Genomic DNA, 13,770 nt, shown 5'->3' with positions numbered 1-13,770 from the left:
ATTCAAAATTTTATGTGCTTTAGTTATAGAAATATGATTAAAATGAACCTTTAATCTGTTCCTATAAAATATTTGATTTGCGTATTCTAAGTCTTTTTCAGAATCATTAATGTAAACGTGAATGTGTTTAGATCTATATTTTATTTGGCTATTGTATGAGTGTTTTACCGTTGTTTCGATACAGTAAACATTGTTTAAACTTTTAAATTTCATTATAATTATATTGCCCTTTCTATTTGGTTTTTATATTTATATTTTAGGGCAAAAATTATAAAAGTGGGGTTCAATTTTGGAACCTCACTTTTATAATGAATATAATTATTGCAGTTAATATATTTGAATTAAAAATAAAACTAACCTTTTGGTTAGCGGCTGTTAATTTTTTACTATTATTCACAATTCATATTTTTTACTTTTAAAACTATAGTTATCAGTTAGATGTAGATCAAAAAAGATTTACTTTAGTTTTTAGTTCCTTTTAAATCTTCTGGGTGGCTTTCTTTCATTCATTTATTTCATTCTCTTAATAGTTGGCTTTCCAAGCCATATTTTCTTAAGTCTGCATCCAATTCTTCTTTTTTAATTGGGCAATCATCGTTTCATTTAATCATTTTAACTCCTCTTATTAACATATTCTTATACTGACATATTTATTTTAAAAATTATTAATTTTTATTTAATATCAGTTATCTGCTACTATATAAATTATTTCATATATGGAAACAAAACTTAAAATGTAGTAAAAATTTCATAAATATGTTTTTATAAAAGTTATATTATGAAAGTTATGTTTTTAAAAATTTTCAATATTATGTTTTTGAAGATGAATCTATAAAAGAATTTTATTATTAAAGGCAACAGCGTTTTATGAGGAAACATTATTTTTGTAATTTATATAACTTAGCACTCTAATATATAATTTAGAATAATAATTTATATATTAATAAATACAGTTCGAGGAAATATGGAAAAGAAAAAGAAAAAAAGAATAATAATTGGCTCTGTTTTTGCTGGCACTAGTGCTTTAGCGATTGCATTAGGATTAGGTATTGGCTTAGGCACTAAACAAAACAAAACAAAAAACTCTGAAGAAGGTAAAGATATAGATATTAAAAAATTAAGTCAGCTTTATATCAACAAAGTTAATCAAATTTTAGGAAGTGGATATGAAGACATTAATCCTTATAAACAAAAAATAATTGCAGAGTTAGAAAAAACAGACATTAATCCTGTTTTATTAAGTGATGATTTTTATATTCAACTTGTACAATTAGTTCAAAATTATACAAATGTAAAAAATAAAATAACTCAGGCTAAATCCTTATTTACCGATGCAGATTTTCAAATAGTTTATAAAAACATATCGGGTGAGCAAGTTAATATTTTTGATACAAATAAAGCAAATCTAAATCAATTAGTCAACAACACAAGTGAGTTGGCTAATTTTGAGGTAATTAATAATGAAATTTCACATTTAAATTTATTAAATAGTCAACAATATAATGAGGCTAATCAATTAAAAGAAAAATTTGATAAATTTAAACAAGCATTATCAATTGCAAAATTACAAGTTAATCAATCAATAGCGTTTACTAGCACAGAGTTTAAATTGGATTATCAAACTAATTCAAATTTTGATACTTATTTAGCTAAGTTAGAAAAAAATAATGAGCTTAAAAATCAAATCGACAACATCATAAGTCAATATGGGCAAGAAAACGAAATTGCACAAGATATAGATAAATTTAATGAGTTAAGAAGCAATGATAATAATCTAAATAATTTAGCTGAACTTAATAATAAATTAATTTTATTAAAAAATGATATTGAAACCAAATTAGCACAAAAATCTAAATCTAATACGGAACTATCTACATTTAAAAATGAAGCAAAAATTCAAATCAGTAATTCAGAACTTTTAACTGAACAAACTAAGCAAAAATTTAATGACTTAATTGACTTATCAATAACTAAAACAAATATTTTAGCTTATCTTGAAAGAGCTAAACTACTTAATTCAAATAAAAAAGAATTAAATAATACCGTTTCTTCTTTTGAGCAACTAAAAAATTCTAATGATTTGAATTATCTAAATAGCTCGAACAAATCTAATATTGATAAACATTACGAACTAAATTCATTTAATGATGATACCGAACCTAACAAATTAAAATTTAAAGAAAATATTGCTGAAGATGACTTAGTTTTCAACCAATTAAAGCAATATAAACAAGAATTTGATAATTTAATAGCTCATCTTGATGGCACAAGCAATCTTTTAAGAGTTAAAAATAGCTTTAAGCAAGTTTTAGTAAGTAAAAACTTTATAGATTCATTGAAAGCAAAAATATCTACTTGAATAGATGAACAAAATTTAGTATCACGCATTGAAGATTTAGAACAAAAAATTTCTAAATTTGATGATATTATAGTTGCCTATTCAAAAGCAACTGAAAATGAAAAAACATTAAAGACATCTAACCTAACTCAAGAACAACAACAAGAGTTAACAAACCTTAAAAATGCAGTAGTTATTAACTTTGATAACAACAAAATTAAAAACTTTGATATCGATTCTGTTGCTCAATATCAAGATGAATTAAACAAGAAAATCATTTTGTGAAATGAACACATTAATGAATTAAAATCCTACAGTAATGACTTTGAAGTTGATGAAAACTTCCAAGCATTAGCACAACAAAACTTACGTATAAGTTTGGATCCTAAACTAGATTATTATGATATTAAAAGATATCTAACTTCTCTGTCATTTACCAAAAATAATGCTAAATTATATATTACTGAACCTGAAAATGAGAACATTAACTACATTTTAAACAGTGTTAATCTTAAAAATGAAAATAAAAATATTGTTGAATTTAATTATTTAGCTATTTCAAAAACTAATTCAAATCTAAAAGCGAAAGTGAGTGCAGAATTAGATATATATCAGGTTAATAATCGTGTTAATGTTAATGATTTAGTAGCAAATGTTAATGTTCAAAATTTAGATGAATTATTTGATATAAACTATTTAGCGTTAAGTAATATTAGTAAAATTGATTTGAATATTACAAATATTAATGATTATATAAAGAAAGCTAAAACCTATATTTCGGATTATTTCACTTTTGATATTAAACAAGGTCAATCAAATTTAATTGATAATGATAATAAATTAAGTTTTCAAGTAGATCTTTATTTAAACCAAAATTTAGTTAAAACACTTGATTTAAAGTCATTGCAGGCAATTGACTTTAAACCTGACCAAACTTTTGAAGCAAATATTTCTTTATCTAATTATTTCCTTGAAAGTGAACCTTATTTTGATGATAGTAGAAATAGTTTTGCATATTTTGCTGATATGACTAATTCAAAATATGAATTAGCAATTCAAGAACAGGGTATTTTCAGATATTGATTCTGAAAATACCAAATAGCTCCATTTTATGAAACTATTAAATCAGAATTTAATAATAAAGTATTCAAATTAGAACCTGTTTCAAACCCTAATCCAAGAGGAAAATTAAAACAAGATGGTATCCCTGTTTTTGATAAAGAATATGCTAGTTATGCACCAAATGAATTAACTTTCGATGAAGTTAAGCATATTATCTTGCGTTGATTTAAAAAACAAGACAATAACCTAATTAATTGAAATGTTGATAATCAAATTAATGTTGATTTTAAATTGCAAAACTCTCATTTATATGACATTGAAAACTTACCACTTAAACCGACAGCTAACTTTATATTTATTTTAACTAAAGGTCAATTAACTAAAGAAATTCAATTAACTATTACTAAGAAGAATTACTATAAACCAGCCGTTAATACTGAAAATGCTAAATATATCGATAAAATTCATGATATATTAGCCGATAAAACTGGCCAAAAATTATTTCAAATTCTTAAAGTTAAAGATCCAACTAAAACAAACGGGCATTATTCAGTAATTCAAGGTGATCCAGCTGAGTTAATAAATCAATTATATGAGTGACCAAAAATTGGTGAATACCAAATTTTTGCTCGTAAAACATTAGCTAAAAACAACTTAGCAGGTACGGCTGATATTGTCTTTTGATACAAAGATAAAGCAGGAAATTGAATGCCTTATAACACTGATGCATCCACTCCAGATCGTACTTTTGAAGCAAGCAATTTTATTACAATCAAAAACTGAAAACCTGCTCAATATCGTGATATAAAACCGCAAAACGGCTCTACATTTACGGATGCTGATTTCAATCCAATTAATGAAGCAAATGTAAATAACAATATTGAACAAAGTGATATTGATGCTATTAATCAGCTTAATGCTCGTAATTTTGATTATCGTAAAGCAGAGGCTGAGAGAAATGGTTCGAGTTCAGTATTTTATAGGCTAATAGATCCGGCTGATGTTGTTGCTCAAAATGCATCATTGATGTTAAATTATGTTTTAACCATCAAAAACACACCTGTTGAAGATAATAAAAATAATGGAAGTTTTAGCAACACTGCACCAGCAAGCACAACAAATCCGGATGGAACAGCTGCTTCTAATACTCCAAGCAAAGCTAACTCAATTGCAATTCAAAACCAAGAAATTTATTCAAATAGTGACCAACCAAATAATGTTGATACCAACGCACTATATAAAAAATATTTCATTTATTTTTATGATGTAAAAAATGAAGCCAAAGGCCAATTAAGCTTTAAATTAGGCTTTATCAACAAAGAAAATACTAATAAACGTTATAAAACTAACCATAGAATAACCTTAATTAATTTAGTTAATGACTATAAAGTTAAGTTATATCCTGAAGTGATATTAAATAAAATTAAATACTCTGATTTAACTCTAAATAATTTATCAAGTATTGCTGCTTCACAATTGAATGTTTCAAACTTTAGTCAATATGTAAATATTAATGAGCAAGTTTTAACTTACAATAACTTTACAATTGATAAAAATAATATAACTTTAGCTGAAATTAAACCACATCAAGGTAATAAAGCTTATATTAGACTAAAATATCAAGCAAATCGAGCAAGTATTGAAGGTAGCACTTGATATTTATTGGATGGTTTTAGTTCATCGGCTAATTCAGATGCTAACTTAAATATTAGTAAAACCAATCCTTTAACTACTATTTATGATTCGGCAAACTCAATAACTCGTTCTAGAGAGCTTGAGTTATATGCTAAAGATGCTTTATGAAGTGAAGATAAAGTTAATAATGCAGCTAACTTCACACTTAAAGCGAAATATTTAGCCCAAACTTTTGAAAAAGAAAGTGCATCAAACCGTAAAATTTATATTCATTTATTTGGCAATACATTAGTCCAAAACTTTAAGCGTGCTTCACGTATTACTGGCAGAAATAAAGATGAAGGGCAAGATTTAGTTTTAGATTATGAAGAACTTAAAAAACTTAAAACTATTACATTAAATGGACAAACTAAAAATGTTTATTTTGAAAATTCAAGCAAAGGCCAAGTTCCTGTTATTGATTATTCATTAACAGCTACCTTAAAACAAAATAATGATATTGATTTTGTTTTTAAAGTAAATAGTGAGCAATATAAATTACACGTTGGAACTGTATCAGATAATGTTTATAAAGGAGCAAATTTCTATAATAGTACTCAATATGATGAGTTTAACCCTGAAAAAGCCTTTTTATTAGCTAGAAACGGGGCTGCATTCCATATTGAATATACAAATAACCTTGAGGATGAAGATTTTGGAGTTAAAACCAATGAATTTAACTATCATAAAATTGATTTTAATCAAGAAAATCAACCTATAGCATTTTATTCAGATCAAAAAGCATACGATTTAAACACATATAATCCTAACCAAAATGTTAGCTATAAATTGCACGATGGTTATTTAATGGATTTTGAATTTTTACACAAAGAGTATGATGCTAAATTAGATCAAAGTAATTTAATCAAAAATGCACGTGAAAGAACCTTTGGTTATAGATTTGGTTCGGCTACAATGCTAGCTAAAGTTAATAATGATCCTAACGACGGTAAATTTTATATTATCACTAATAACCACGTTGAAGCAGGCCATAATTTTGATCTAACTACTTTAATTGATGATAATTTACCAAAAGCAAGTCCGGGTGGATACTTCGCTATTTCAGCACCAGATTATGAAAATGCTATTGATGCAGGTTTTAGCTATTGAGGCGGCTTATACAATGTTGGTAACATTAATAGTAAAATTGTTTGAACTGGTGTAAGTCAAAAAGATAAACAAGGAAATGGTCAAGGTTTCGTTGATATCACTGTTTCAATAGTTGATATAAATCCACTTATTACTAAAGCTAAACAAAACGGTTTATTTTTACAAGCATTTTGACTAGAAAATTGGTTTAATTTGCCAAACTTAAGTCTTAATACCAACGGTGAAGAAGATCTAGAATTTTTAGCACCAACACGTAAACATTATGCTTTTAATGGTTTCCCATACGGTAAACAAAATGGTTATATCGCTAATAGAGCAAGTGGTGCTGATAATACAATCGGTTTTAGTCGCCAAAATGGATATGTACAAACATTTTTCAATGCTGGTAATTCTGGTACAGGTGTTATTGGTCCTGATAATGAATATGTTTCAACTATCAACTCAGGAGCACCTTTAACTTTTTTACAATCTTGAACTTACAGCACTAATTCAAATAATTATTTTGGTATAAACTGGGATAATGAAAATCCATTAGAATTAAAAAATAATAATTCCTTAGCTGCCTTTATTACGCGTTTACACGCTAAAAATCCATTGAATTATTCGTTACCATGATACTTTAAAGAATTTGAAAAATAAAATTAGGTATTAATATATTTCAAACACCCGCATTTAAGCATATACAGTCTTAAATACGGGCATTTTTTATATAAAAATGTTAACGGCGGGATGATTTTACACTCACAACAGGGAAATAGTGAAAACTAATTATGATGTTAGAGTTTTGTAGAGTTAGTACAAGAATACTATATTGGAAACAAAAGACTAAATAATGTTAAGAAATGGATAATTAAAAGAAAATTATAAATAAGACACTAACATACTATAAATATTTAAAAATCACCATTTTATTTCCAATGTATTGCTAAACGCAATATATTTTGTATAATTTTATAAAGGAAGTAATAATATGTCAAGAACATCAAATATATACATTCGTGTTGAACCTAATATAAAAGAACAAGCTGAAGCTATATTAGAAAAATTAGGAATTCCTATGTCAAATGCTGTTTCAATTTTTTTAAGACAAATCATTATGCAAAACGGTTTACCATTTGATGTAAAAATTCCAGAAAGTAAGATAGTTAACTATTCAGCTTTATCATCTGAAGAATTTAATAAAGAAATGATAAAAGCACATAAAGATTTTGAAAATAAAAAAATTTATAACATTGATGAAGTTGAAAGAGATATAAATAATGAATTAAAAATATGAAATATAAAATAATATTTTCATTGAACGCAAAAGATGACTTGGTTTGTATTGTGAAGTACATTACTTTTAATTTATCTTCTCCTAACATTGTGCAAAAACAAATTATGCGAATAATAGATGCGATTAAAAATCTTGATGAATTTCCAAATATGTATCCGATGTGTGATAATAATTTTTGAAAATCAATAGGTCTTAGAGCAATGCCAGTTGATAGCTATTTAGTATTTTATTTGCCTGATGAAAATCATAAACATGTGAAAATATATAGAGTTTTTTATGCAAAAATGGATATTGATGAAAAACTAAACGAAAATATAACTTTTGAATAGTTATTATCGTTTTAATAACTTATATTATTATTAAATATACTAACTGAAAAATATTTCCATAATATATTTTACAAAAACAGTTTTTTATTATATTATTGTATACGGCGCATTTTGAAAATGCACAAAAGGAGGACCTAAATTATGGGTAAAAAAGCAGTTATTTTTAGTGACGTAGATGGTACATTATACGCACGTGATTGTTATGTTTCTAACTTTAATTTAGATATCATCAAAAACAATAATTTAAGTTTCAATATAGCAACTGGAAATCCAATTTGTCCACGTATGTTAAAATTAGCTAAATTAACTAATGCTGATTATATTATTGGTTCATCTGGTGTTCAAATTTTTGATTATAAACATAATAAATTTATTAAAGAAGAATTACTTGATAAAGAAACTGTTTTAGCAATTTTTAAATTATTTAAAAAACATAATATTCCAGCAGCGGCTTGATCAAGTGAAGTGTTTTATATCTTTAGAGAAGAAGAAAAAGAATTCTTGAATAAGATTTACTTTAGATATGAAACTTTTGACCAATTCACCTTATACAAAGGCGAAGATGATATTAAACCAGTAGCTAAAATTGAAGTATATTTTGACCACATTGATAATGTTGATGACTTAATGACTGAACTATCAAAATTAAATTGCAAACTTATTAAAACGCATATGAACTTAGAAATTTTATCTAAGGGTGCTTCAAAAGGAAAAGCAATTATGTGAATGCTTGAAAATGTATTCAAGAATTACACAAAAGAAGAAGTTATGGTTATTGGAGACAGCGAAAATGACTTCTCAATGTTCAAAAGATTTAACTATTCATATGTAATGGATAATGCTAAAGCTGAAGTTAAAGAAAAAGCTAACTTTATAACTAAAGCCGTGCAAGAACACGGTCTTGGTTATGCTGTATTAGACTACTTAGAAAAGTTCAATAAACTTCAAGAAAATAAAAAATAATCATTCAAATAAGTTCTGTTGCTTAAAACAGAGCTTTTTTGTTAAAATTTATTAATAATAAATTTAATTAAGCGAGGTATAGATGGCTAGATTTATAGATGAAATTAAGGTAACTTTAGAAGCCGGTAAAGGTGGGGACGGAATGATTTCATTCCGTCGTGAAGCTCACGTCGATAAAGGCGGACCAGATGGTGGAGATGGCGGAAGAGGCGGAAACATCTATTTTGTAGGTGATCCAGGAAAAAATACTTTATTAACTTTATATGGCAATAAAAAAATTACTGCTGAAGATGGAGTTAACGGTGGCCCTAAAAACCTTTATGGAGCAGCTGGAAAAGATACATATATTAAAGTTCCACTAGGCACAATTGTTTATAAAGATAATAGAATAGTAGCTGATATCATTGAAGAAAAACCTTATTTAGTTGCTCAAGGTGGTATTGGTGGCCGTGGTAATATGAAGTTTAAGTCTGCCAAAAATACCGCTCCAAGAATTAAGGAAAACGGTTCTAAAGGCGAAAAATATTTAGCACATGTTGTCTTAAAAGTTATGTCTGATGTTGGTATTATCGGTAAACCAAGTGCAGGAAAAAGCACTCTTTTAAGTGCCCTCTCTAATGCTAAAGCTAAAATTGCTGACTATGAATTTACTACTTTAGTTCCTCAATTAGGATTAGTAAAATACCACGATGAATCATTTACTATAGCAGACTTACCAGGTTTAATTAAAGGAGCTTCAGAAGGAAAAGGATTAGGGATACAATTCTTAAAACATATTGAAAGATGTAGGGTAGTTGTTCAAATTATAGATTTAGGAGACGAAAACAAAAATCCTATTCAAGACTACGAAACCATAAATCAAGAATTAGCAAACTTTAGCTTAAAATTAGCTAATAAACCTCAATTAGTAGTTGCTAATAAAGAAGATATGCCAAGCTTTGAAGAGCACTTAAAAGAATTTCAAAATAAATATCCTGATGTAAAAATTATTAAAATTAGTGCATTACTTCGTGAAAATTTAGAAGAGCTTAAAGATCAAATTTGAAAACTTTTAGAAGAAGCTAAATTAGCTCCAGTTTCAGATGAAGAAGAAAACGAAGAAATAGTTGAAATTAAGCTTGAAAATGATTATAAAATTGTTAACCCTTATAAAGGTTTCTTTGAAATATCTGGCCCTAAAATTGAAGAATTATGACACAAAATACCTCTTGTTAGTTTTGATAACTTATTAAGATTTAATAATATATTAAAGAAAATTGGTGTTTGAGATGAATTAATTAAAATGGATATAGAACCCGGTGATACTGTTAGAATTTTTGATTATGAATTTGAATGAGATGGAGATAATTAAAATACTTCAATACATTTAAAATATTATTAATGTTACTATATATAGCAAAGTATATCTTTTAAAGTTATGCTTTTTTGATTCGTTGTATGCTACTGATAAATTTATCAATTTAAAAAATAAAATAATAAAAATTAACATCTTATGATGTTAACTAATATTTTGTTTACTAATGGAATTAGTATAAAAGAAACTATTCAGAAGGTAAAACGGCAGGAAATATATCTTTATTGTTCGCTATATGTTTTTGACTAAAAACAATTACTTCAGAACCATCTTTTTTATAAAAAACAAAAGTATAGAATTTACCGCTTTCTAATTTTTGATCTCCATCAAAACTTCATTTTAATGGATACTCTTTAGATGGTTCAGCAATTGCAGAAGCAATTTTTATCACTACAGGTTTTACTAACGTATTATCGTTAGTAGATTTAACTTCAGTAGCAAAAGCTAATCATTCCCCTGTTGCTCCTTTAACTGGTGCAAGGTGTAATTTAATATTAAAAATACCATTTTTATCCATTTTGTTTGATCTTGTAGCAGCTGGATATATTAAAGTTCTTACTTTTAAATTACCGTTAAAATTTTTAATACCATATTGAGTAAAATCAAGATCATAGTTTTTGGGATTATTAATTTCTGTTATATCTCTTTGTTCTCTATTATTTTTATTAATAGGATGTGATGGATCTTCTATTTTATGGCACGACGATGATAATATGATAGTTGATAATGATGATACTGGTGAAAGATAATATTTAAGAAAATTCCTTTTATTCATGTTTACTTTTCCTTTCTTATTTAATTAAAAATATTAATTTATAACGACTGTATTATACAAACAAATTATAAAAAGTATATTTTAATAATATAAAATGTAAAAATATGCATTTTTTATAAAATATTTATTTTATTAAATAATTTTTGTTTATTGTTAGATTAATTTATAACATATTAAATTATGTTTATATGTTAACAATTTAGTTCCTCTTAAAATGATAATGTGATTTAAAATAAAAGTTAACACCATTTGATGTTAACTTCATAAATTTATTTTGTTTAATTTAAACTGTTTATATAATCTTTTAATTCCTTAATTATAGCAGTATAATCAACATCTTTAAGAGTTTTATAAATACTATTAGCTTTAATTTTAGATTCTATTGTTTCATTATTGCTTATATTGTCTTCTAATATAGATGTTAAAAAATTAATCTTTAAAATTGTATTTAATTCTTCGCTTGTTGATCTGCGTAATAAATAATCTAATAACTTAGATTTATTATCTTTGCTTTGTCATCAGCTCAATATCTTTTCTCCAAGATCAGAAATACTGCTATTTCAATTTATGTTTCCATATTTATCTTTCATATACTTCATACCGTTTAATGTATGTAGTAATTCACTATATTCTTTTGGTAAATTAGAAGCATAATAGCGTAAAAGAGAATCTATTTCAATTAAGATTTTACAATTAATATTTGTAAATTCTATAATCTTAATATAATCATTTGTAACTTTTTGCAGAGCTTCCATGAATGGATTAAGCGTATTAATTATGTATTCAGTGTTGAGATTTACGGAGTCTCATAAACCAAAAGAATCTTTTACAACATCAAATAATTTCGATCAGTATTCAGTATCTCCAATTGTATAAAATGAATTTGATACTAAAGCTCTATATCTATTTTCTTCAGATTCAGAATTAAATGTTTTTGGATAATATCCGAGTAATTGATTTTTAGTTCATAAGTTACCAAAATTTAAATAATCCAAACCAATTGTAGCGGGATGACCATGTGAATCAATTCCACCAATCGGTACTCATCAATTACTTACATCTTTTGGTAATAAATCGTTTTCATATTTTAAAAATTTATTTTTAATATTTTCAATATCATTGCTCAAAGTAAAATATTTATTGAATTTTAAAAATCATAAGACTTGACTTGAAAAGTCTCTTATTAAGGTTGTCTGCATAAATATATGATTACCTATAGATTTATGAAAAGTATCAAATAATTTTATTAAATTATCATAATATGAAGCATATAAATCATTAACAGCTTCTCCATTATTATCAGAGAGAATATCACTTATAGAATTCATTTGTTTTTTTAATGAGGTTAAAATATTTGAGTATTCGGTTTTATTTAAGACATCTCTTATCGTATTATTAAAAATATTTGAATCATTATTTAGATCGATAGGATGGAAATCAATATTATTATTATTTTTTAAGAATGAAACTGCTTCTTCTGCATTTTTTAATAAACTTAATTTATCCTTATAGTTAGTAAAATGAGATTTAAAATCATCTACATTATTAGCTAACTTAGCTTGTTCTAATTCAGATTCAATTCCATTCCAATCGTAAATTCTTTTAATTTCATCAGAAGCATTTTTATATTTGTTATATAGATATTTTTGGTTAATAGAATAATCATAAATCATATCTTTGATAGAATTAAAAACACTATAAAATGTAGTATTTAGCAGATTATTAGTGTTTTCTTTGACTTTTTTCATTCCTTTAATTCCGACTGCTTTTTCAAAATTTTCAGGATATTCATCAACTATTTTTTGGATTTTTTTCTTCAGTTCATTAAAAATAAGAAAATCAGAACGTCTTATAACATCACTATCGAAATTATATTGAGTCATATTTGAATAGTAGCCAAATAAACTATCAGTATTATCATTTAATCAATCAATAAGACGCTCCGATTCTCCAGGAGAACTATTAGCACCGTGTCTAGTATCTTCAACTTCTTTTGATCAATTCTCTGCATTTAATTTAGCAGCTTCTAACTTCGCTGTAGCATCAACCACACTTTCATAATTAGAATAATCATTAATAGCTTTAGCGTCAGCTAAAGCAGCTAAATAAATATATTTTAAGTCTGAATAGTTTGGTACATTCTCAACTTTTTTTAACTCTTCTTGAACGCTATCTCTAGATTCAATAAAATCATTATAGACTTGGTCATAATCTTCAGAATAGTTTTGGTTTTTTAATTCTTCAATGGCTTTATTAATAAATTCATTTAATTTTTGATTAACGTTATTTAATGAAGCAACACTTGTATCAATATCATAAATTTTGTTTTGAGATTCATCAACAATCTTATTGAAATTAGTTTTTAATTCTTCATATACTGATGGGTTAAGTTTATTCTTAATTTTATTAGCTTTTAGAATAGTTTGAGTCAATCTAGCTACAGCAACATGTCATTCATCTAAAGCTTTATGAGTTCTTTCATAAGCTTCTTGATAAATATTTTCAATATTATTAATAAGATTATTAATAATATCAGATGTAACATTATCTGTAGTTTTAACTAAATCATTTAGTTTTTTAAGGCTATCTTCAAGTTTTTGTTTATATTCACCTAATTGAGGGTTATCGGATTCAACTGAAATTAAGCTTTCAACTCTTGAAGTTAAAGCATCAATTTTAGTTTTTTGGTCATCGCTAATTTTATTTTCATTTATATTAGATAAAGCATTATCATCAACAGGTTTTTCATAAACCTTTTTGGGTGTAATAGAAGAAATTAAAACTGTGCTTCCTGCTACAACTGTGCCTGAAATCCCTATTATTAAGCTTGATATCTTCTTTAGTTTTTTAGAAGTCATTATTTACCTCGGTTCATATATATATATATAT

Annotated in this window: 9 protein-coding genes; 5 read left to right on the top strand and 4 right to left on the bottom strand. The window is 25.9% G+C overall.

Features of this window, described 5'->3' with window-relative positions:
• Nucleotides 1–213: hypothetical protein (locus tag T390_RS04130; RefSeq protein WP_156930765.1), on the bottom strand; the 213-nt coding region annotated here is incomplete at its 3' end.
• 248 nt (nt 214–461) lie between these two features.
• Entirely contained in the window at nt 462–611 is a 150-nt protein-coding gene (locus T390_RS04125; protein ID WP_156930764.1) for a hypothetical protein, read from the bottom strand.
• Between the two features lie 353 nt (nt 612–964).
• Here T390_RS04125 and T390_RS0103150 point away from each other — a divergent pair, with 353 nt between their 5' ends.
• The 5 genes from T390_RS0103150 to obgE all read left to right on the top strand — a co-directional run bounded on the left by T390_RS0103150 (nt 965) and on the right by obgE (nt 10,103).
• A complete protein-coding gene (locus tag T390_RS0103150; RefSeq protein ID WP_027335046.1) occupies nt 965–6,823 on the top strand; it encodes an MGA_1079 family surface serine endopeptidase in 5,859 nt (1,952 codons plus the stop codon).
• Nucleotides 6,824–7,154: 331 nt separating this feature from the next.
• Complete coding sequence (locus tag T390_RS0103145) at nt 7,155–7,472, top strand: type II toxin-antitoxin system RelB/DinJ family antitoxin (RefSeq protein ID WP_027335045.1); 318 nt, start codon at nt 7,155–7,157, stop codon at nt 7,470–7,472.
• A gap of 8 nt (nt 7,473–7,480) precedes the next feature.
• Nucleotides 7,481–7,789, top strand: coding sequence for a type II toxin-antitoxin system RelE/ParE family toxin (locus T390_RS04120; RefSeq protein WP_211246827.1), 309 nt, complete (start codon nt 7,481–7,483; stop codon nt 7,787–7,789).
• A 141-nt stretch (nt 7,790–7,930) separates the two neighbouring features.
• Complete coding sequence (locus T390_RS0103135; RefSeq protein ID WP_027335043.1) at nt 7,931–8,752, top strand: Cof-type HAD-IIB family hydrolase; 822 nt, start codon at nt 7,931–7,933, stop codon at nt 8,750–8,752.
• A gap of 82 nt (nt 8,753–8,834) precedes the next feature.
• Nucleotides 8,835–10,103, top strand: coding sequence for a GTPase ObgE (gene obgE / locus T390_RS0103130; protein ID WP_027335042.1), 1,269 nt, complete (start codon nt 8,835–8,837; stop codon nt 10,101–10,103).
• 190 nt (nt 10,104–10,293) lie between these two features.
• On the opposite strand, the gene T390_RS0103125 is transcribed toward obgE, so the two are convergent.
• Nucleotides 10,294–10,881, bottom strand: a complete 588-nt coding sequence (locus tag T390_RS0103125; RefSeq protein ID WP_027335041.1) for a hypothetical protein — start codon at nt 10,879–10,881, stop codon at nt 10,294–10,296.
• A 278-nt stretch (nt 10,882–11,159) separates the two neighbouring features.
• Nucleotides 11,160–13,739 carry a hypothetical protein gene (locus tag T390_RS0103120; protein ID WP_027335040.1) on the bottom strand — a complete coding sequence of 860 codons (2,580 nt, stop codon included), beginning with the start codon at nt 13,737–13,739 and terminating at the stop codon, nt 11,160–11,162.
• Nucleotides 13,740–13,770: the final 31 nt, after the last annotated feature.

This window comes from Mycoplasmopsis felifaucium ATCC 43428, from assembly GCF_000687775.1.
Taxonomy (GTDB): domain Bacteria; phylum Bacillota_I; class Bacilli_A; order Mycoplasmatales; family Metamycoplasmataceae; genus Mycoplasmopsis; species Mycoplasmopsis felifaucium.
This window is presented reverse-complemented; position numbering and strand designations above follow the sequence as displayed.